The sequence below is a fragment of the Microbacterium testaceum StLB037 genome (assembly GCF_900104345.1).
GTDB classification, from domain to species: domain Bacteria; phylum Actinomycetota; class Actinomycetes; order Actinomycetales; family Microbacteriaceae; genus Microbacterium; species Microbacterium testaceum_A.
The window spans coordinates 533482-553887 of the sequence record NZ_FNJN01000002.1 but is presented as its reverse complement, the minus strand read 5'-3'; the positions used below and the strand labels follow the sequence as shown (position 1 = coordinate 553887).

Annotated in this window: 17 protein-coding genes; 11 read left to right on the top strand and 6 right to left on the bottom strand. The window is 71.2% G+C overall.

Annotated features, from left to right (window positions below):
- Positions 1-91: 91 nt before the first annotated feature.
- Genes BLS25_RS05880 through BLS25_RS05870 form a run of 3 tightly spaced genes read left to right on the top strand, consistent with a single transcriptional unit; the run spans position 92 to position 1988 of the window.
- Positions 92-712 (top strand): hypothetical protein, encoded by a 621-nt coding sequence (locus BLS25_RS05880; RefSeq protein WP_056224391.1) that lies wholly within the window; start codon positions 92-94, stop codon positions 710-712.
- Positions 709-1731 (top strand): WxL protein peptidoglycan domain-containing protein, encoded by a 1023-nt coding sequence (locus BLS25_RS05875; protein ID WP_218128159.1) that lies wholly within the window; start codon positions 709-711, stop codon positions 1729-1731. The genes BLS25_RS05880 and BLS25_RS05875 overlap by 4 nt, the downstream gene beginning before the upstream one ends.
- Positions 1728-1988 carry a hypothetical protein gene (locus BLS25_RS05870; protein WP_074694751.1) on the top strand — a complete coding sequence of 87 codons (261 nt, stop codon included), beginning with the start codon at positions 1728-1730 and terminating at the stop codon, positions 1986-1988. Before BLS25_RS05875 ends, BLS25_RS05870 begins: the two co-directional genes overlap by 4 nt.
- Here the strand turns inward: BLS25_RS05870 and BLS25_RS05865 are convergent.
- Entirely contained in the window at positions 1936-2913 is a 978-nt protein-coding gene (locus BLS25_RS05865; protein WP_074694830.1) for a DMT family transporter, read from the bottom strand. The genes BLS25_RS05870 and BLS25_RS05865 overlap by 53 nt on opposite strands.
- Before the next feature lie 72 nt (positions 2914-2985).
- Between BLS25_RS05865 and BLS25_RS05860 the strand changes: the two genes are divergently transcribed.
- Positions 2986-3909 carry a LysR family transcriptional regulator gene (locus tag BLS25_RS05860; RefSeq protein ID WP_056224397.1) on the top strand — a complete coding sequence of 308 codons (924 nt, stop codon included), beginning with the start codon at positions 2986-2988 and terminating at the stop codon, positions 3907-3909.
- Here BLS25_RS05860 and BLS25_RS05855 read toward each other — a convergent pair.
- Both BLS25_RS05855 and tatA read right to left on the bottom strand, forming a co-directional pair.
- Positions 3822-4232 carry a twin-arginine translocase TatA/TatE family subunit gene (locus BLS25_RS05855; protein WP_074694750.1) on the bottom strand — a complete coding sequence of 137 codons (411 nt, stop codon included), beginning with the start codon at positions 4230-4232 and terminating at the stop codon, positions 3822-3824. The genes BLS25_RS05860 and BLS25_RS05855 overlap by 88 nt on opposite strands.
- Before the next feature lie 53 nt (positions 4233-4285).
- Entirely contained in the window at positions 4286-4525 is a 240-nt protein-coding gene (tatA, locus tag BLS25_RS05850) for a twin-arginine translocase TatA/TatE family subunit (RefSeq protein ID WP_056224398.1), read from the bottom strand.
- Between the two features lie 417 nt (positions 4526-4942).
- Here tatA and BLS25_RS05845 point away from each other — a divergent pair, with 417 nt between their 5' ends.
- The 4 genes from BLS25_RS05845 (at position 4943) to BLS25_RS05825 (ending at position 12154) form a co-directional block, all read left to right on the top strand.
- The gene (locus tag BLS25_RS05845; protein WP_081349697.1) at positions 4943-8476 is read left to right on the top strand and encodes a PQQ-dependent sugar dehydrogenase; all 3534 of its coding nucleotides are present in this window, start codon (positions 4943-4945) and stop codon (positions 8474-8476) included.
- Between the two features lie 86 nt (positions 8477-8562).
- Positions 8563-9591 carry a sugar phosphate isomerase/epimerase family protein gene (locus tag BLS25_RS05835; RefSeq protein WP_235556903.1) on the top strand — a complete coding sequence of 343 codons (1029 nt, stop codon included), beginning with the start codon at positions 8563-8565 and terminating at the stop codon, positions 9589-9591.
- Between the two features lie 17 nt (positions 9592-9608).
- On the top strand, positions 9609-10880 hold the full coding sequence (locus BLS25_RS05830; RefSeq protein ID WP_056224402.1) for a hypothetical protein: 1272 nt from the start codon (positions 9609-9611) through the stop codon (positions 10878-10880).
- A 74-nt stretch (positions 10881-10954) separates the two neighbouring features.
- Entirely contained in the window at positions 10955-12154 is a 1200-nt protein-coding gene (locus BLS25_RS05825; protein ID WP_074694749.1) for a hypothetical protein, read from the top strand.
- A 605-nt stretch (positions 12155-12759) separates the two neighbouring features.
- On the opposite strand, the gene BLS25_RS05820 is transcribed toward BLS25_RS05825, so the two are convergent.
- The 3 genes from BLS25_RS05820 to BLS25_RS05810 form a co-directional block, all read right to left on the bottom strand.
- Positions 12760-13941, bottom strand: coding sequence for an ROK family transcriptional regulator (locus BLS25_RS05820; RefSeq protein WP_056224407.1), 1182 nt, complete (start codon positions 13939-13941; stop codon positions 12760-12762).
- Positions 13942-14041: 100 nt separating this feature from the next.
- Positions 14042-15091, bottom strand: coding sequence for an ABC transporter permease (locus BLS25_RS05815; protein ID WP_056224409.1), 1050 nt, complete (start codon positions 15089-15091; stop codon positions 14042-14044).
- The gene (locus BLS25_RS05810) at positions 15088-16563 is read right to left on the bottom strand and encodes a sugar ABC transporter ATP-binding protein (RefSeq protein WP_056224410.1); all 1476 of its coding nucleotides are present in this window, start codon (positions 16561-16563) and stop codon (positions 15088-15090) included. The genes BLS25_RS05815 and BLS25_RS05810 overlap by 4 nt, the downstream gene beginning before the upstream one ends.
- 299 nt (positions 16564-16862) lie before the next feature.
- Between BLS25_RS05810 and BLS25_RS05805 the strand changes: the two genes are divergently transcribed.
- From BLS25_RS05805 to BLS25_RS05795, 3 genes are all read left to right on the top strand, one after another.
- Positions 16863-17912 carry a substrate-binding domain-containing protein gene (locus BLS25_RS05805; RefSeq protein ID WP_056224412.1) on the top strand — a complete coding sequence of 350 codons (1050 nt, stop codon included), beginning with the start codon at positions 16863-16865 and terminating at the stop codon, positions 17910-17912.
- 92 nt (positions 17913-18004) lie between these two features.
- Positions 18005-19195, top strand: coding sequence for a Gfo/Idh/MocA family protein (locus BLS25_RS05800; RefSeq protein WP_074694829.1), 1191 nt, complete (start codon positions 18005-18007; stop codon positions 19193-19195).
- Between the two features lie 38 nt (positions 19196-19233).
- Positions 19234-20238 carry a sugar phosphate isomerase/epimerase family protein gene (locus BLS25_RS05795; protein WP_074694748.1) on the top strand — a complete coding sequence of 335 codons (1005 nt, stop codon included), beginning with the start codon at positions 19234-19236 and terminating at the stop codon, positions 20236-20238.
- The last annotated feature ends 168 nt before the right edge of the window (positions 20239-20406 follow it).

The following is a 20406-nucleotide window of genomic DNA, read 5'->3' as shown; positions in this document are numbered from 1 at the left end:
CGTTCGCCGATCGGCGCCTCGCCGCTCGTCCCGACCACCCGCCGGCGCCCGCCGACGACTCCACCGACCCCGGTGGAAGAACGGAGCACTCATGTCCTTCACCTCCCGTCGCGGCCTGTCGGCCCGCATCGGAGTCGCCGCCCTCGGGGTCGGCATCCTCGCCGCCGCGGGCGGTGGCAGCGCCTTCGCCGCCGACGAGGACAGCATCGACGTGCAGGTCGAGATCGCCCCCGCGGCGGAGCCCGGCGTCCTCGCCCTCACCGTCGCGGACGATGCGACCACGCTGACCGAAGGCGAGGCGTCCGGCACCGACCGCACCTTCGCGGGCACCCTGCCCACGGTCACCGTCACCGACACCCGTCTCGCCGAGAACATCGACCCGGAATCGTTCTGGTACGTCATGGGAGCGATCAGCGACTTCACCGGCAGCGCCGGCCAGCCCGCGATCTCGTCGGCGGACAGCTTCGGCTGGTACCCCGACATCGTCTCGGGCAACCCCGCGGGCGGGTCGCAGGTGGTCGCCCCCGGAGACGACGTCGACCCCGGCACGGGTGGCTTCGTCGACGCCGAGCTCCTCGCCAACGTCGACAGCGCAGCGGACGCCGCCGGCGGTTCGTACTCCGCCACCGCCGGCCTGCTGCTGAAGACGCCGGCCACCGTGGCACCCGGGGCGTACTCGGCCACCATCACCCTGACCCTGCTCGAGGGGTGAGCACCGAGATGAGGGTCGCGCTCGCGCGCGGAGCATCCGCCGGCATGGCGGGTGTCTTCGTGGCCGCGATCGCCCTCGCGGCGGCCCCGCCCGCCCTGGCCGACGACGCCGCCGACTCCGCGGTCACCTGGTCGGTCACCCCGGCCTCGGCCGCGGGGCCGGACGGCCGCCGCGTGATGCAGGTCGAACTCGACCCGGGTCAACGCGTCACCGAGCACCTCGCCGTGAAGAACTTCAGCGAGCGCGAGGCGACCTTCGCCCTGAGCGCCGCGGACGGCTACTACACCGAGACGGGGCGCTTCACGATGCTCCCCGCCGACCGCACCTCGACCGACGCCGGCACGTGGATCACGGTCGAACCGACGGTCACGCTCGCGCCCAACGAGACGCGGGTCGTGTCGTTCGAGATCGCCGTGCCGCAGAACGCCACCCCCGGAGACCACGCGGCCGGGGTCTCGGCATCCGTCCGATCCACCTCCGCGGGAGCGGACGGGACGAGGGTCGGTGTCGACAGTCGCGTCGGCTTCCGCGTGTCGACCCGCGTGACCGGGCAGCTGGCCCCGTCGGTGGGCGTCGGCGAGGTCCGCGCGGAATACACGCCGTCGTGGAACCTCTTCGCGCCGGGGTCGATCACCTACGCCTACACGGCGGAGAACACCGGGAACACCGCCCTCGCCGTGAGCGACGCGGCCGAGGCGACGACGACGGAGCGCGGAGTGCTGCTGCCCGGCGAGTCCCGGGACGTGCGCTCCGAGCCCCAGCCCGCGTGGCCGCTGTTCGTGCTGACGAAGGACGTGACGGTGGATGCCGCGGTGCCCGACTCGACGCTCGCCGCAGCTCCCGTGACGCGCAGCGTGACGGTGTGGGCGGTTCCGTGGGTGCACCTCGCCGCCGCGGTCGGCGTCGCCCTCATCGTCGCGGCCGTCGCGTCGGGTCGTCGTCGATCCCGCCAGCGCCTCGACGATCTCGTGGCCCGCGCTCGCGAAGAGGGTCGGCGCGAGGCGGTGGAGGTCTCATGAGCGACCTGCTCTTCGTCCCCACGGCCGTCGCCGACGACGGCGTGGGCGTCACCGTCGAGATCACTCCCCTCCCGACCGCCACCTGCACCGTCGACTGCTCGCCGCCGCCCGGCGCCGGCCCCGGATCCCCCGGGGGCGGACTGCCGGTCACCGGAGGCGAGATCGCCTCGGTCCTCCTCGCCGTCGCGTTGGTGGCGGCGGGGCTCACGGCGACGATCTGGGGCCGGTGGCGGCGACCGACCGCCGACCGGAGCTGACCGCTTCGCCGTCGGCGCCGCCGCTCGCCTCCGCGCGCGAGCGGCGGTGCCGACGCTCGATCGCCTGTCCCGCGTACGACGCGGCGATGATGAGCGCGGCGCCGGCGAGTCCGGGAAGACCGACGGCTTCGCCCCCGATCGCCACGCCCACGGCGAGCGCCCAGACCGGCTCCGTGCCCATCAGGATGCTCGCGCGGGTCGCCGAGGTGCGCCGCACCGCCCAGAGCTGAACCACGAAGGCGAACACCGAGCACAGCAGGCCGAGGAAGATCACGTCGGCCCAGCCGGCCGCCGAGAGCCCCGCCACCGCGGGCGCAAGATCGGCCCCGGCCACGGCCGTCGAGGCGAGAGCGCACACGACGAGCTGCACGAACACGACAGCGAGGGTGCTGTCCTCTCGCCCACGGGTGAGGTGCCCGCTCGCGGTGACGTGCACGGCGCGGACGACCGCCGCCGCGATGACGAGCGCATCCCCCGGGTTGGGGGCCCGCAGGCCCCCTCCCGAGACGAGCAGGGCGACCCCGGCGACCGCGGCCACAGCCGCGACGAAGTACGACCGCGGGAGCCACGAGCGCGCCGCGATGCTTTCCAGCACCGGGGTGAAGACGAGGGCCAGACTGATGAGCAGGCCCGCGTTGGTCGCCGAGGTCAGGTGCACGCCCGCGGTCTCGAGCCCGATCACCGCCGCCTGCGAGCAGCCAAGGAGCGCGGCGATCACGAGACCTCGCCCGCGCGGCATCCGCTCCCGACGAAGAAGACACAGGATGCCGAGAGCACTCGCCGCGACGACGAAGCGCAGGGCGACGCCCGAGGCGACCCCCGTCTCGGCGACCAGTTCTTTCGCGGCGAGGAAGCTCGCCCCCCACACCGCGGCGACGGCGATGAGGAGGACGTCGACGAGGATCTCGGGAGCGCGGCGGGTCACTCCCTCACGATCCCCCGCGACCACACGGAAGATCAAGCAGCATGTTCTTCACCGTGGCGTAAGTTCTGACTTATGGATGTGGCTCACCTGCGCGTGCTGCGCGAACTCCGTGACCGGGGAAGCGTCGCCGCCGTCGCGGCGGCGCAGCACGTGTCGGCCTCCGCGGTCTCGCAGCAGCTGGCCGTACTGCAGGCCCACGTTCCCGTTCCCCTCACCCGGCGCGTCGGGCGCGCCCTCGCGCTCACCCCGGCCGGCGAAGCCCTCGCCGCAGCGGGAACGCGGGTCGACGAGGCCCTCGTGGGTGCACGCGAGGCCGTCGGCGCCTTTCTCGACGCGAGCGATCGCCCGGTGCGCGTCTCGGCCTTCCACAGCGCCGCCCTCACGCTCTTCGGGCCCCTCCTGCGCGAACTCGACAACTCTCCGCCCCTTCACTTCGCCGACGCCGACGTCGCGCACCGCGACTTCCCCGGACTGACCGCAGACCACGACCTCGTCATCGCCCACCGCCTCGCTCACGACGAGCCGTGGCCCGCGGACCGCGTGGTGACGGTGCCACTGCTCGAGGAGCCCCTCGACATCGCACTCCCCGCGAACCACCCGCTCGCTCGACGCTCCGAGCTGCGTGCGTCCGACCTCGTCGACGAGCGATGGGTCTCGGTGCACGCCGGCTTCCCGCTCGCCGGGGTCCTCGATCACCTGTCTGCACACGTCGGACGCCCTCTCGAGGTCGCCCACCGCATCAACGAGTTCTCTGTGACGGCCGAGATCGTCCGCGCGGGCGCGGCGGTCGCCGTCATGCCCCGGACGACGACGACCCCGCTCGCTGTCGACGGGCTCGTGCTGCGCCCCCTCGCCGATCTCGCCCTGGTGCGTCACGTGGACGCGCTCGCCCGCCCCGACGCCCTGGCCTACGCGGCCGTGCGGCGCGTGCTGTCGGCGTTGCGGTCGGTATCGGCGCGGGCAGCGGACGCGTCCCCGGGCCCCGACTCCGTCTGACGAGCGGCGACGGGGGTCGGGTCGTCGGCGTCCGTCGAAGCGGCGCGCGGCGCGACGGTCGGCTCCGGATCGGCGAGCAGAGCTTCTCGGATGATGCGGCGCGGGTCGTACTGGCGGGGGTCGAGTCGCTGCCAGTCGACGTCGGCCACCTCGGAGCCGAGCTCGTCGCGCACCCGCTCCTGGGCGGTCTTCGCGAAGCCGCGCGCACGGATGAGCGCGCGTCGCAGGGACTCCGTCGCGGCGGGAAGCCGCTCGGGACCGATGATGAGCGCCGCGATGACGCCGATGAGGATCATCTTCTCGATGGTGAGACCGAAGAACACGGGCTACTCCCCTGCTCGGGGGCGGCGGGGGCCGACCATCGGAACGCGGCGGGTCAGCGGGTCGGGGGCGGGTCGGCGACGACCGCCGAGGCACGGGCTTCGGGAGCCGCGGGCGCGGCCGATTCGGCGAGGGGCGTCGCGTCGTCGTCCTTCATCGCTTTCAGCTCGCCCTTGAAGAGGCGGGCCGACTTGCCCACGCTCTGCGCCAGAGCCGGCAGCTTCGCGGCCCCGAACAGGAGGACGATCACCGCCAGGACGATCAGCAGGTGCCATCCGGTCAGTCCATGGAGCATGAGGCCTCCTCGGCCGTGTCGGCGCCTTCGCCGACGGGTGGGGGATCGGCGCGAGACGCACCGTGCGGCGATGCTAGCCCGCGACGAACGGAAACCACAAGGCTCGCGTCAAGCGCACTTTTGTTGTGTGCGCATTACGCAACTTTTGATTGACCTATGGAAAAACATCCGTCAGGATGACGACGAGCGACGTCCCCCACAATCGGACACCTCATCCCCCCGAGGCTCGCCCCACGAACCGCCTTGAGAGGCGGTGATCGGCGACCCCTCCCACTCGACGAAGAGTAAGGAGCAGACACCGCGCGTGGCCGACCGCCACCGCACGAAGAGCCCGGGCCGCCACGATCAGTCGTTGAGACCGACTGTGTGGCGACCCGGTGAAAACAACTCGAACGCATTCACAGGAGCTGTTTCACGATGAACTCTACTTCTCGGCATCCGGTCGTCCGGTCCCGGTTGACGGCGGTCCTCGCGGCCACCGCACTGGGCCTGGGCGCCATCGCCGCCGCACCCGTCCCGGCCTTCGCGCACGACGGGCACGACCACGGCACGACAGACCCCGGGGGCGACCACGGCGACCCCACCGACCCCGGTACCCCCGACCCCGGCGACACCGGCGAAGACGGCGGCGCCCTCGACTGGAGCAACTACGAGCGCGTCCTGCTCACGAAGGACGTGGGCGAGCCCATCGACCTCGCCGTCCTCCCCGACAAGCGCGTCCTGCACACCGCCCGCAACGGCGACGTGCGCCTGACCGATCCCGCGACCGGCGTCACCCGCGTCACCAACACCCTCGACGTCTACGCCAACTCCGAGGACGGCCTGCAGACGGTCGCCCTCGACCCGGACTTCGCCGAGAACAACTGGGTGTACCTCGTCTACTCCCCGCGCGACGCCGACGGTGACGGCGTCGCCGACACCCCGGCGGGCAACTCCCCCAACACCCTCCCCGCGGGGGCCGACGAGTCCTACTGGGACCAGTGGGTCGGCGTGAACCGCCTCGCCCGCTTCCAGTGGAACGGGGACTCCCTCGACCTCGCGAGCGAGCAGGTCGTCCTCGACGTCGAGGTCCAGCGCGGGCAGTGCTGCCACGTCGGCGCCGACATCGGATTCAACGCCGACGGCAACCTGTACCTGAGCACGGGCGACAACACCCCGGCATCCACTCCGGGAGCGAACGGCTTCGCGCCCAACAACGACGCCCCCGGCTACAACCCCGGATTCGACTCGCGCCGCGGCGCCGGCAACACCAACGACCTGCGCGGCAAGATCCTGCGCATCCACGTCGAGGACGACGGCTCGTACACGATCCCCGAGGGCAACCTCTTCGCCCCCGGAACCGAACTCACCCGCCCCGAGATCTTCGTGATGGGCGTGCGCAACCCGTTCCGCATCGAGGTCGACATCGAGACCAACTCGCTGTCGTGGGGCGACTACGGCCCCGACGCCACGAAGGCCGTGGCCCAGACCGCCGGCCGCGGGCCCATGGGACTGGTGGAGTGGAACGCCATCAGCCTCGACGAGCCCCAGAACGCCGGGTGGCCCTACGTCCACGCCGACAACCAGGCCTACAACGACTGGGACTTCGCCACGGCGACGCCGGGTGCGTTCTTCGACCCGCAGAACCTCAAGAACGAGTCGCGGTGGAACACCGGTCTCACCGACCTTCCCCCCGCGCAGCCCGCGACCCTCTGGTACGGCGACAACCCCGGCGACCAGCCGTGGGACGAGCTGGTGAATTTCGGTGCCGGTACCGGCCAGGGCCCTATGGGCGGACCCGTCTACCACTACGACGAGACCAACCCCTCGCCCACGAAGCTCCCGCAGCACTGGGACCGCAAGGCGTTCATCGGCGAGTTCTCGCAGGACTACATCGCCGCGTTCACGCTCGACTGGGACACCTTCGAGGTCAGCGACATCGAGGACTTCCTTCCGAACGCGGCGCTCAGCACCCTGGGCCAGCCGCCGCACGACAACCCCATGGACATGGAGATCGGGCCCGACGGCTCGATGTACGTGCTCGACTACGGCGACGGCTTCTTCCGCGCGAACCCCGATGCCGGTCTGTACCGCATCGACTACGTCGCCGGCAACAAGTCGCCCCAGGCGCGTTTCACCGCGACGCCCACCTCGTCGTCGCAGGCTCCCCTGACCGTCGAGTTCGACGCGTCGACCTCGACCGACCCCGACGGAGACGCCCTCACCTACGAGTGGGACTTCGATGGTGACGGCACCTACGATGCGACCGGCGCGACCACGTCGTACACCTACACCGAACTGGGCAACTACAGCGCCCGACTGCGCGTGTCCGACCCGGGCGGACGCTTCGGTCTGACCTCGCGCACGATCTCGGTCGGCAACCAGGCGCCCGAGGTGACCGTGGCCTTTCCCGGCAACGGCGCGTTCTTCGACTGGGGTCAGGCGATCCCGTTCCAGGTCACGACGACGGATGCCGAGGACGGCGACGCCACGGAATGCTCGCGCGTGACGTGGACCTACGGTCTCGGCCACGACGAGCACGCCCACCCCGAGGTCTCGGGCACGGGCTGCACGGGCGTCTTCCGCACCGACCCGAACTCGCCCGAGCACGGCCCCGGTGCCCTGCTCTACGGCGCGGTCGTGGTCACGTACACCGACGCCGGCGCCAACGGACTGCCGGCGGCCACGGGTGAGGCGACCGTTCGCCTGAACCCGAAGCTGCAGCAGGCCGAGCACGCGATCCGTCGCGAGGGCGTCACCACCTACGCCGACACCGACGCCTCGGGCGGCAACGCCATCCGCGGCCTGGGAGCGGGCGACTACCTCGCCTTCGACCCGGTGAACTTCGCCGGGATCGACGGGGCCGTGGTCCGTGCCAGCGGCGCGGGCGAGGTCCAGCTGCGCTGGGGAGCGGCCGACGCCGAGCCCTTCGCGACCGCTGTCGTCCCCGCGGGCACCGGCTGGCAGGACGTCGAGATCGCCTTCGAGGCCCCCGAGGGCACCGGAGCGCTCTACGTCACCTCGGCCGACGAGCTGGCCGTCGACGCGCTGACCATGGTCGGCGACGGCGTTGGAGACGTCACGCCCCCCACCGTCGCGCACACGCTGGCCCCCGCCACCCCGACGGGTGTCGGCGGCGTGTTCAACGAGCCGGTCCGCTTCTCGGTGCAGGCCGCCGACAACGGCACGCTCGCGAGCGTCCAGTACTCGCGCGACAACGGCGCGACCTGGGTGAACCTCGCGGCGAACCAGCAGTACGGGGTGACGTTCGATCAGGACGGCGCCTACGACATCCGCTACCGCGCCACCGACACCGGTGGCAACGTGTCGGAGCTCGGTTCGGTGTCGTTCACGATCGACCTCGACGCTCCCAACGAGCCGACGGTCGACACCCGCACGCTCGTCTCGCTCGGCTCCCCGCGAGTCACCTACGGCGCCCCGGGCGACGTGACGGTGTCGGTGCGCGGAGAGGGCGGCGCCCCCACGGGCGAGGTCGTGCTCACGGTCGGCGACACCGAGCTCGGTCGCGCGACCCTGGACGCCGACGGCAACGCCGTCGTCGCCCTCCCGGCGGACCTCCCGGTCGGCACGCACACCCTGCGGGCCACTTACGGAGCCGACGAGACCTTCAAGGGGTCGGCCGGCATCGGTCGTCTCACGGTCTCGCAGGCGAAGTCGACGACCTCGGTCGCCGTCTCGCCGACGCCGGTCAAGCCCGCCGTGGCGGCCACCGCCACGGTCCAGGTGGCCTCGTCGACGGGCATCGTCCCGACCGGTGATGCCACGGTGACCATCCGTCGCAACAACGCGGTCGTCGCCACCCTCACCGGCACGCTCGGCGCCGACGGCACCGTCCAGGTGACCCTGCCCAAGCTCAGCGCGGAGGGCGCCTACCAGGTGCAGGCGTCGTACACCGGTTCGACCGGGATCGCGAAGAGCAGCGGCAGCGCGAACCTGACCGTCAAGAAGTAACACCCCGGTGGGGGTCGCGTACTGCGGCCCCCACCACCCTCACGGTCGTCCCCGGCCCCGGGGCGGACCCACCTCGAAGGAGAGTCATGAGTCACCACCACGACCACGCGCACCCCACGGTGCCGGATCGGCCCATGAGCCGGCGCACGCTGCTCAAGGCCCTGGCGGCGTCATCCGTCGCCGTCGGCATCGGCGCCGCCGCCATGCCCGCCGCAGCCTCCGCCTCCACCGCCGTCGGCGCCCGCGCCGCGGCGGCCGCTCCCCCGGTCAGCGCCGGGAAGCGTCTCGTCCCCGTCAACCGCATCGGTATCCAGCTCTTCACCGTCCGCGACAAGGTCAGCTCGCTGGGCTTCCGTGCGGTATTCGAGGAGCTGGCCCGCATCGGTTACTCCGAGATCGAGTTCGCGGGCTACACCCAGGGCAACGTCGGCGCGATCACGCCGCAGGAGATCCGCCAGCTGCTCGACGACAACGGCCTGCGCGCGACCGGTGCGCACGTCAACCTCACCCCGGCCAACATCGACCAGCAGCTCGAGATCGCCCACGTGCTCGGCATGCCGCACCTGGGCCAGGGCGGACCCATCGCCGGAGGCTACGGCGGTCCCCTCGCCAAGGACCCGTGGATGCAGGCCATCGGCACGTGGAACCAGATGGGCGAGAAGGGTCGCGCCGCGGGCATCAAGCTCTACCTGCACAACCACGCGCAGGAGTGGGGCTTCACCACCGACACCAACGAGCGCGTGTACGACCTGTACTGGGAGAACCTCAACCCCGAGACGGTGTTCTTCGAGATGGACGTCTATTGGGCGCACGTCGGAAAGTTCCTCTACCCCGGGTTCGAGCCGATCGACTACATCAAGCGCGACCCCCGGCGGTTCCCGATCCTCCACCTCAAGGACGGCAAGCTCAACCCGAACAGCGCCAACGGCTACGACATCGTCGAGTTCGGCGCCGGGAACATCGATTACACGGCGTTCCTGTCGCAGCTGCGCGACCGCGGTCAGCGCTTCGGCATGTTCGAGCAGGACAACGCCTCCTCGGTGCCGGTGAACCCCGGGAACTCGCTCGCGAACGCCGACCGCAGCTACGACAACATCGCAGCCCTGCGCGGCTGAGCGACGAGGAAGAACTGATGAACAGAATCACGAAACTGACCACCGTCGGACTCCTCGTCATCGGGGGCAGCGTGGTCGCGGTCCCCGCGTACGCGGCCGACCTCACCTGCACCGACGACCTGGGCAGCCAGACCGTCTCGGGCAACCTCATCGTCCCGGGAGGAGCGGACTGCGTCCTCGGCGGCGCGACCGTCGAGGGCGACATCGTCGTCGAGGCCGGGGGATGGCTGGATGCCACCTCGGTCACGGTCACCGGAGACGTCGTCGCCACCGACGCGTACGGCGTCTCGCTCGACGGCACGAGTGTCGCCGGCGACGTCAGCGCCTACTCCGCCGACACCACCGTGGGCTTCCTCTACGTCAACGACCTGAAGGTCGGGGGCTCGGTGGAAGCCGGCGGCATCGACGTCGAGGTCGTCGACAGCGCGATCTCGGGCTCGCTGCTCACGCAGCAGGCCACCTACGTCGACGTCGTGCGCACGTCAGTCGGTGCGGACGTCTCGATCGACGGTTCGGACTGGGGCGTGTCGATGACCGGCGCCGTCGTCAAGGGCGACGTCACCGTGAGCGGCAGCTCGCGCGACGTGCTGATCGGCGCGACGGCCGACGGCGGCTCCGACGCCTTCGCCAACTCGATCGGCGGGGGCCTCTCGCTCACCGGGAACACCGCGAACCTGCGCGTGGCGAACACCACCGTGTACGGGGCTCTCGCCCTCGACGGGAACACCCCGGCGGCGGCGTTCGGCGCGGGCGTGCGCGCCGGCTCGACCACCGGTGACTACACGGGTGAGGCTCCGACCGCCCCTCCCGCGGGCGACCAGTCGATCGCGGTGACCGTCCCCGGCCAGGGCTCGGGCGAGCTCACCTGGTCGATCGAGGGCACCTCGCGCCTCGTCGACCTCGGAGTGGCGACCGAGAACCTCGACCACTACGCAGCGGCGGGCGAGATCGTCCCGATCCGCGTCCAGGACACCCGGGCCGGCAACCCCGGCTGGTCCCTGACCGCGCAGGTGTCGAACTTCGCCGCCGACGGCCAGGAGGTGTCGAGCAAGTACCTCGGCTGGACGCCCGAGGTGCTCGAGACGCAGGGCGGCGCCGTCGCCGGGGCCCCCGTGCCCTCGGGCTTCGACAGCGGCCAGGGCCTCTCGGTCGCCCGCACCCTCGCGCAGGCGAACGACGGCCATGAGCGAGGCAGCTCGCTCGTGGGCGCCGACCTGGATCTCAAGCTCCCGCTCGAGACCCCCCGCGGCACCTACACCGCGACCGTGACGCTGACCGCCCTCAGCTGACCCCCTCCCCGTCGGGGTCGCGCCCCTCGAGGGCGCGGCCCCGACGGGATCCCTTCCACACGAAAGCCACGCCCATGTCCCAGGCGAAGACCACTTCCCGTCCGCTCCGATTGCTCCTGTCGTTCCTCACCGGCCTCGCGCTGCTGCTGGCCAGCCCGCTCGCCGCCTCCGCGGCGACCGCCCCCTCCCCCGACACCACGGTCACGTGGAGTGTCAAACCCGCCGACACCGCGCAAGGGCGCGACCGGCCCAACTACGCCTACGACCTGATGCCCGGTGGAACGGTCGGCGACGCCCTGTACGTCGCGAACCGCAGCCCTCAGCCGATCACCCTGCGCGTGTACGCCGCCGACGGCTTCCTCACCGACGACGGAGCCCTCGACATCCTCGCCGGGGACGCGGAATCCACTGACCTCGGCAGCTGGGTCTCGATCGCATCACCCGAGCTCACCCTCGACAGCGGCGCGAGCGCCGAGGTCCCCTTCACCGTCACCGTGCCCGCCGACGCCGCCCCGGGCGATTACGCGGCCGGCATCGTGGCATCCATGCTCGTGACCGCCGACAACGGCACCGTCACCGAACGTCGCCTGGGCTCGCGTCTACACCTCCGCGTGCAGGGCGACCTCGTCCCCTCGCTCGCGGTCGGCGACGTCGTCGTCGATTACCACGGCACCGCGAACCCCGCCGAGACGGGATCCGCGACCGTGGGCTACACCCTGACCAACACCGGCAACACGCGTCTCGACCCGAACGTCGAGGTCGCCCTCGGCGGGCCGTTCGGCTGGGCGCGCGTGACCGCCGCCGACGACGCCCCTGAGCTGCTGCCCGGCAGCTCGCTGAAGCGCACCGTCGAGGTCGCCGGGGTCGTCCCCCTCGTGTTGCTCTCGGCCGACGTCACCGCCACCTCGCAGGTCGTGTCGCGCACGCTGGCCGGCGCGGAGCCGTCGACCCTCGACCCCCTCGTGTCGCAGGGCGCGGCCGCCACGGCCGCGGTGCCATGGACGGCGCTCGCGATCCTCGCCGTGGTCGCCCTGCTCGTGGCCTGGCGCGTCATCGCCGCCCGGCGCCGTCGAGCGGCCCACGCCCGGGAGATCGCCGCCGCCGTGGCTGCCGCGCGAGCGGATGCGGACGGAACGGATGCCGCTGTACCCGGTGCCGCGACGGGTGCGGCCGCCGAGCGCGAGCCGGTGCCCGCCGGCGGCGTGGCCGACACGGAGGGAGTCCCCGAGGCTCCCTCCCCCGCCCCGACCCGCGCCTCGCGCCGGTCGCCCTGAGACCCGCTCGCGGCGTGGAGAGGGACACTCCGCGCCGCGAGCGATCGACGCCGCCCGCCGTGCTCATGCACGACGGGCGTTCCTCGTGCGCTGGCTCGGCCCGCCTCCCGCCCGCCCCGCCCCGCCGCGGCCACAACGCAGGAACACCGACCCGGTCGGGGCGTCTCCCCCCGGCCCGATGGCCCGCCGCCCCCGGATGTCCTGCGTCATGCCACGGGAGGGACGGGCCCCGCACCGGGCACGACCGCGGGGAAATCCGCGACACGCCGAAGTCCCGGCATCCGGAATTGGCCTGTCGGGGAAACGGTCCGCCGCCGTACGCGCCGGACCGGCTCACCACCCACCCGGCGGACCGACAACCCCGGCTCGGCTGCACAACTCCTGCGCATCGCGCGACCGTGGCCCCCGGGGCCGCGAAACCCGCCCATCTGCAGGAGTTGTGCACGCGCCACCGCCCCGGCACGGCGCAGCGGCCCCGCCGGCCTGCCCAACCGGGGACCCCGGCACGAGCGCACGACTCCTGCATATCGCGCGCCCGCGGCCCACCGACGGCGCGGAGCCGTCCGATCTGCAGGAGTCGTGCGGCGGCAGCGACCCGTCGCGGGTCAGGCGCGGAGGAACGCGGCGTTCAGCGACTCGGGGGCGAGGGCGTGCTCGACCGCAAGCATGCTCGCGCCGATCACGGCGGCCTTCTCGGCGGCGACCGACTGGACGATCGAGAGGTACTCGGTGGCCAGCGGCGTGGAGCGCGTGTACACGACCTCGCGCACGCCCGCGATGAGATGCTCGCCCACGCGCGCCATGGACCCGCCGATCGCGATCACCGACGGGTTCATCAGGCTCACGCACGTCGTGAGCACCTCGCCGATGTCGCGACCCGCCTGGCGCACGGCCTGGATCGCGTCGATGTTGCCGCGCTTGACGAGGTCGACCACGTCAGAGCCGGTGTGCGCGTCGATGCCCTGCGCGCGCAGCGCGCGCGCGATCGCGGGACCGGATGCCAAGGCCTCGAGGCATCCGCGATTGCCGCACTGGCACGGGATGTCGGCGCCGCGCGCGACCTGGACGTGACCGATGTCGCCGGCGATGCCCTGGGCTCCGCGCTGCAGGTGACCGTCGGAGATGATGCCGGTGCCGATGCCGGTGGCGACCTTCACGAACATGAAGTGGTCGACGGCGGGCCAGGCGATGCTGCGCTCGCCCAGCGCCATGATGTTGACGTCGTTGTCGACGAGGACGGGAACCGGCATGTGCTGGTAGATCCAGCCGGGGATGTCGAAGCGATCCCAGCCGGGCATGATCGGGGGGTTCACCGGCTGTCCGGTGGAGTGCTCGACGGGGCCGGGGACGCCGATGCCCATCGCGGCCACGTCGGAGGTGGAGCGGCCCGACTCCGAGAGCAGCGCCGTCGCCGTCTCGACGAGCCAGGTGAGCACGGGCTCGGGACCCGTGGCGATGTCGATGTCGCCGGTGCGTTCGCTGAGCACCTTGCCGGTGAGGTCGGCGATCGCGACCGTCGCGTGCGAGGCACCGAGGTCGACGGCGACGACGACCTTGGCCGCGGGGTTGATCGCGAACTGCGACGGCGGCCGTCCGCCGGTGGACACCGCGTCGGCGACGGGGGTGATGAGGCCCATGCGCATGAGCTCGTCGACGCGCACGGCGACCGTCGATCGGGCGAGGCCGGTCGACTTGGCCAGCTCCGCTCGCGTACGCGGTACGCCGTCTCGCAGCAGCTGGAACAACTGGCTCACGCCGTTGACCGACTGCACGGAATCTGTCGTCATCCTCTTCACGCCCTCAGTACACCATTAGTAGTAATGCATTCCATCCACATACCGACGGCGACTACGCGAATCACGCAGCCGCCGTCGGCATAAGGGGTCGTCAGCCCCGTCCCGGAGGACGGGAGAAGCGCTGCTGCAGGAGCACCGCGACCACGATGATGACACCTTTCGCCACCGCCTGTACGGAAGACGAGAGATTGTTCTGGATGAACACGTTCGACAACGTCGCGAAGATGAGGACGCCGAACACCGTACCGGTGATCGTGCCCCGGCCGCCGACGAGGAGCGTGCCGCCCACCACGACCGCGGCGATGGCGTCCAACTCGTACAGCTGACCGTGGGTCGAGGTGCCCGCCGTCGTGCGGCCGAGGATCATGACAGCTGCGATACCGGCGCACAGACCCGTGATCGCGTACAGCCACATCGTGTGCCGACGCACGTCGATGCCGGCCAGGCGCGCGGCCTCGCGGTTGCCGCCGACGGCCACGGTGCGACGCCCGAAGGTGGTGCGGTTCAACAGCACCCAGCCGAGGGCCGCCACGATGGCGAAGATCCAGATGAGGATGTCCACGCCGAGGATGTCGGCGTTCATGAAGGTGATGAAGCCGCGGTCCTGCACGACGAGCGTGCGACGCTCGGCCAGGATCTCGGCCAGGCCGCGCGCGCCGACGAGCATGGCGAGGGTCGCCATGAAGGCCACGACGTTGCCGTACGCGATGACGATGCCATTGATGAGGCCGGCGCCCACGCCCACCGCGAGGGCGATGACGACCATGACGCTCCAGTGCAGGTTGTCGGCGAGATCCTGCACGGCGGCGAGGGTCGCGACCACCGAGGCGAGGCCCATGACCGAGCCGACCGACAGGTCGATGCCGCCCGCGATGATCACGAGGGTCATGCCGATGCTGATGACGCCGATGATCGAGGCCTGGCGGAGGATGACGAGCAGGTTGTCGACGCTCGTGAACGACCCGGGCGCGGTGATGGCGCCGACGATGACGATGACCAGCAGCGCGACGACGAGGCCGATGTTGCGGCCGGCCGATCCGGAGAGGAAGCGGCGCCAAGCGGGCTCGGGAGCGGGAGCCGCGACGGCCCCGGTCTCGGTGGGGACCGTGCGTGCACGGGTCGGGGTGGTCGGCTCGCTCACGCGGCGGATCCTTTCATGACGAGATCGAGCACGCCGTGCTCGTCGATCTGGTGGGAGGGGAGGGTGCTCAGGATGCGACCGTCGGCGACGACGAGGACGACATCGGCGAGGCCGAGGACCTCTTCGATCTCGCTCGAGACGACGACGACCGCGTTGCCTGCGGCGGCGAGATCGCGGATGAGGGCGTAGATCTCGGCGCGGGCGCCGACGTCGACGCCGCGGGTGGGTTCGTCGAGCAGCAGCACCTCGGTGCCGTGCACGAGCCAGCGGGCAAGCAGGATCTTCTGCTGGTTGCCGCCGGACAGGGTGCGCGCGGGACGATCGGGATCGGCCGGGCGCAGCTCGAAGGCGTCGATCTGTTCGCGGGCGACCTTGCGCGCGGCGCGGTCGTCGAGGAACCCGCCCTTGGCGAAGCGCTTCATGGAGGCCAGCGCGATGTTGACGAAGATCGGCTCGTCGAGCACGAGCCCCTGGCTCTTGCGCTCCTCGGGCGACAGACCGATGCCCGCGCCGACGGCGGCGCGGACCGATCCGCGGGGAAGGACCTTGTCACGGACGCGAACGGAGCCGGCGTTCGAGCGTCGCGCGCCGTAGACCGTCTCGAGGATCTCGGATCGACCCGAGCCGACGAGTCCGGCGAGCCCCACCACCTCACCGGCGCGCACCGAGAACGACACGTCGGAGAAGACCCCGTCGAGCCCGAGTCCCTGCACGTCGAGGACGACGGGGGCATCGGATGCCACGGGCACACGCTCGGGGAAGACGTTGGCCACCTCGCGCCCGGTCATGAGCCGGATGAGTTCGGCCTTCGGGGTGTCGGCGGCGGAGAGACCGACCGCGGTGGTCCGCCCGTCCTTCAGGACGGTGATGCGGTCGCCGATCTCGCGGATCTCTTCGAGGCGGTGCGTGATGTAGACGACGGCGATGCCCGCGGCGGTGAGCTCGCGCACGACGGCGAAGAGGTTCTTGACCTCTTCGGTGTCGAGGACGGCCGAGGGCTCGTCCATGATGATCAGCTTGATGTCGTGCGACAGCGCGCGCGCCATGCTGACGATCTGCTTGTTGGCGGCGCTGAGCGAGCCGACCTCGGTGTTCGGAGAGAGGTTGGCGTGTCCGAGACGGCGCAGCAGCTCGCGGGTCTGCCGGGCGGCTTCGGCGCGCTGCGTGAAGCCACCGCGCGCGAGCTCGTGCCCGAGGAAGATGTTCTCGGCGATCGTGAGGCCGTCGACGACGTCGAGCTCCTGGTACATCGTCGCGATGCCGAGGTCGATGGCCGCATCGGGGTCGGCGATCTCGACGTTCTCGCCGAGCCACACGATCTCTCCCTCGTCGGGGCGGTGCACTCCGGCGAGGGTCTTGATGAGAGTCGACTTGCCCGCGCCGTTCTGGCCCAGCACGCAGTGCACCTCACCGGCGACGATGTCGAGATCGACACCGCGCAGGGCGCGGACGCCGGCGAAGGACTTGGTCACGCCTCGGACGGTGAGTAATGACGACTGATGGTCAACTTTGATCACGCGGCGAACATAACACGCCGCCTCACCGTCGCGCGACCCGAATTCGGCGTCGCGCCGGGAAGCCGCCTCCCGCATGCGCGCGAGCGCTTTCCTGTCGGAATCAGCGTGTGCGCCGACTTATGCGGCTTGAAAAACAAAAGATGCTCAATCAACCGACACTTCTGCTAGCGTGAGCCACGTCAGAGTGGACCCTTCCTTCCGGAATGACCCGGGGCCGCGATGACCCCAGCTGCATCACATTTCAAGGAGGAAACATGCGCTCACAGTGGAAGTCGCGTTCGCGACTCGTCCTGACCGGTATCGCCGTCGTCGCCTCGGTCGGCCTTCTCGCCGGCTGCACCGGCTCGGGCGGCGACAGCCAGAACGTCGTCGACCAGGGCACCACGACCGAAGAGAACGCCGCCGCCGGTGACACCGTCACCATCGGGTTCTCGGGCCCCGCCGCCGACCACGGGTGGCTCGGCGCCATCAACTCGGGTGCGCTCGCCGCCGCCGAGAGCTTCCCCGACGTCGACCTCAAGGTCGCCGAGGGGACGAACGACGTCAACGCTCAGATCGCGGCCGTCGAGACCTTCATCAACGACGGCGTCGACGCCATCGTGCTCCTGCCGAGCGACGGCGCCGCCCTCACCGAGGTCGCGATCAAGGCGATGAACGCGGGCATCCCCGTGATCAACGTCGACCGCGAGTTCTCGAGCCCCTTCGCCGCCCGCTCGACCATCCTGGGCGACAACTACGGCATGGGCGTCAGCGCCGGCACGTACATCTGCTCGCAGCTCGAGGGCAACAGCAGTGCCGTCGTCGGCGAGATCGCGGGCATCGACTCCCTGCCGCTCACGCAGGACCGCTCGGCGGGCTTCGCCGACGCCCTGTCGGACTGCGGCCTGAAGGTCGGACCCCGCGTCGCCGCGGACTTCACCGTCCAGGGCGGCGAGGCCTCGACCTCGCAGCTGCTGTCGGCGAACCCCAAGATCGACGCCATCTGGAACCACGACGACGACCAGGGCATCGGCGTGCTCGCCGCCATCACGGCAGCCGGTCGCGACGAGTTCATCATGGTCGGCGGCGCGGGCAGCCGGAACGCGATGGAGTCCATCCAGGCCGACGACAGCGTCCTGAAGGCCACGGTCATCTACCCGTCGACGCAGGCCGCCGACGGCATCGCCCTGGCGCGCCTGATCGCGCAGGGCAAGACCGCCGGTGACCTCATCACGCCCAGCGTCCCCAACCGCATCGTGTTGGACGCCCCCGTGGTGACGAAGGACAACGTCGCGTCCTTCATCGACCTCTCGTTCCAGTCCTGACCCGGTCCGGGGCGTCCGCGTTCGTCGCGGGCGCCCCGTCCCCCGTCCCCCCACAGAAAGACGTCATCGTGACCCAGCCCCTTCGCATCGCCATGATCGGTGCGGGATTCATGGGCGCCGCGCATTCCCAGGGATGGCGCGTCGCCCCTCGTTTCTTCGACCTCCCCCTCGCCCCCGAGATGAGCGTGCTCGTCGGGCGCGACGCGGCCCGCACGCAGGCCGCCGCCGAGACCTGGGGCTGGCAGGAGAGCGCGACGGACTGGCGCGAGGTCATCCACCGCTCCGACATCGACGTCGTCGACATCGTCACCCCCGGCGATTCGCACGCCGAGATCGCGATCGCCGCCCTCACCGCCGGCAAGCACGTCCTGTGCGAGAAGCCCCTCGCCAACACCGTCGACGAGGCCCGGCGCATGGCCGAGGCCGCCTCGTCCGCCGCAGACAACGGCATCCGCTCGATGGTCGGCTTCACGTACCGGCGTCTTCCCGCCACGACCTTCGCCCGCGACCTCGTCGTCGCGGGCCGCCTCGGCGACATCCGCCAGGTGCGCGCCGAATACCTCCAGGACTGGCTGAGCGACGCCGAGGCCCCGCTCACGTGGCGCCTGCAGAAGGACCGCGCCGGATCCGGCGCCCTCGGCGACATCGGCGCCCACGCCGTCGACCTCACCGAGTTCATCACCGGGCAGCGCGTGAGCCGCGTCGCCGGCATCCTCGAGACGATCGTCGACGAGCGTCCCGTCCTCGCCTCCTCGACCGGCCTCTCCGGTTCCGCGGGCACCGAACGCGGGGCCGTCACGGTCGACGACCTCGCCCTGTTCACCGGTCGCCTCGAGAGCGGCGCCCTCGCCTCGTTCGAGGCCTCGCGCTTCCGCCTCGGCCGCAAGAACGCCCTGCGGATCGAGATCGCCGGATCCCTCGGCTCGCTGTCGTTCGACCTCGAGAGCCCGAACGAACTGCAGTTCTACGACGCCACGCTCCCCGCCGCCGAGCAGGGCTTCCGTCGGATCCTCGTCACCGAACCCGAGCACCCGTACGTCGCCGCGTGGTGGCCCACCGGTCACATGCTCGGCTACGAGCACGGCTTCTCGCACCAGGCGAAGGACTTCGTCGAGGCCGTCGCCGCCGGAGCCGCCCCGACCCCCTCGTTCGCCGACGGCCTGCACGTGCAGGAGGTGCTCGACGCCGTCGCGCGCAGCTCCGAGGCCGATGGCGTCTGGACCGGCGTCGATGCCGACCTGGCCACCGCTTCTTCCGGGGGCCGCGCGTTCGCGGCATCCTGAATCCGATCCCGGAACCGCACCGACGAAAGGACGCCGCGATGACGCGACCGATCACCCTCTTCACCGGCCAGTGGGCCGACCTCCCCTTCGAGGAGGTGGCCCGTCTCGCCGGCGAGTGGGGCTACGACGGCCTCGAGATCGCCTGCTGGGGGGACCACCTCGACCCTTGGCGCTGGGACGACGAGGCCTACGTGCAGGGCAAGCTCGACGTGCTCGAGCGCAACGGCCTGAAGGTGTGGACCATCTCGAACCACCTCAAGGGACAGGTCGTCTGCGACGACCCCATCGACCAGCGTCACCGCGACATCGTGTCGGACCGGGTGTGGGGCGACGGCGACCCCGAGGGCGTGCGTCAGCGCGCCGCCGAAGAGCTCAAGAACACCGCCCGCCTGGCATCCAAGCTGGGAGTGAAGACCGTCACGGGCTTCACCGGCTCGAGCATCTGGAAGTACGTCGCGATGTTCCCGCCCGCCACCGAGCAGATGGTGGATGCCGGATACCAGGACTTCGCGGACCGCTGGAACCCGATCCTCGACGTGTTCGACGAGGTCGGCGTGCGTTTCGCCCACGAGGTGCACCCCTCCGAGATCGCCTACGACTACTGGACGACCCAGCGGGCTCTCGAGGCCATCGGGCACCGCGAGGCCTTCGGGTTGAACTGGGATCCCTCGCACATGGTGTGGCAGGACATCGATCCGGTCGCGTTCCTATGGGACTTCCAGGACAAGATCTTCCACGTGCACTGCAAGGACACGAAGAAGCGTCTCGGCAACGGCCGCAACGGACGCCTGTCGTCGCACCTGCCGTGGGCCGACCCGCGCCGCGGGTGGGACTTCATCTCGACCGGGCACGGCGATGTGCCGTGGGAGGACGCCTTCCGCATGCTCAACGCCATCGGCTACGACGGGCCGCTGTCGGTCGAGTGGGAGGACGCGGGCATGGACCGCCTGGTCGGAGCGCCCGAGGCGCTCGGATTCGTGCGGAAGCTGTCGTCGTACGAGCCCTCCGGGGCGGCGTTCGACGCGGCGTTCAGCCAGCGCTGATCCGGGGGGATCGGTCGGAAGCGAAAGAAGGGCCGGATGCGGAGGCATCCGGCCCTTCCGTCTGCCCGGGCGGGGCCTGAGGGGGCGCCGAAGCGCCCTTGCTCCCCGCGACACGACGCAGGAGATCCGGTCGCGCGATACCGTTCTGGCCGCACGGCGGGCGGATGT

Bases quoted from the DNA above. Each gene is read 5' to 3' on its own strand.
- BLS25_RS05830 (WP_056224402.1), top strand. From the start codon at position 9,609: ATGAACAGAATCACGAAACTGACCACCGTCGGACTCCTCGTCATCGGG.
- BLS25_RS05795 (WP_074694748.1), top strand. From the start codon at position 19,234: ATGACGCGACCGATCACCCTCTTCACCGGCCAGTGGGCCGACCTCCCC.
- BLS25_RS05845 (WP_081349697.1), top strand. From the start codon at position 4,943: ATGAACTCTACTTCTCGGCATCCGGTCGTCCGGTCCCGGTTGACGGCG.
- BLS25_RS05880 (WP_056224391.1), top strand. From the start codon at position 92: ATGTCCTTCACCTCCCGTCGCGGCCTGTCGGCCCGCATCGGAGTCGCC.
- BLS25_RS05825 (WP_074694749.1), top strand. From the start codon at position 10,955: ATGTCCCAGGCGAAGACCACTTCCCGTCCGCTCCGATTGCTCCTGTCG.
- BLS25_RS05860 (WP_056224397.1), top strand. From the start codon at position 2,986: ATGGATGTGGCTCACCTGCGCGTGCTGCGCGAACTCCGTGACCGGGGA.
- BLS25_RS05870 (WP_074694751.1), top strand. From the start codon at position 1,728: ATGAGCGACCTGCTCTTCGTCCCCACGGCCGTCGCCGACGACGGCGTG.
- BLS25_RS05820 (WP_056224407.1), bottom strand. From the start codon at position 13,941: ATGACGACAGATTCCGTGCAGTCGGTCAACGGCGTGAGCCAGTTGTTC.
- tatA (WP_056224398.1), bottom strand. From the start codon at position 4,525: ATGCTCCATGGACTGACCGGATGGCACCTGCTGATCGTCCTGGCGGTG.
- BLS25_RS05800 (WP_074694829.1), top strand. From the start codon at position 18,005: ATGATCGGTGCGGGATTCATGGGCGCCGCGCATTCCCAGGGATGGCGC.
- BLS25_RS05805 (WP_056224412.1), top strand. From the start codon at position 16,863: ATGCGCTCACAGTGGAAGTCGCGTTCGCGACTCGTCCTGACCGGTATC.
- BLS25_RS05835 (WP_235556903.1), top strand. From the start codon at position 8,563: ATGAGTCACCACCACGACCACGCGCACCCCACGGTGCCGGATCGGCCC.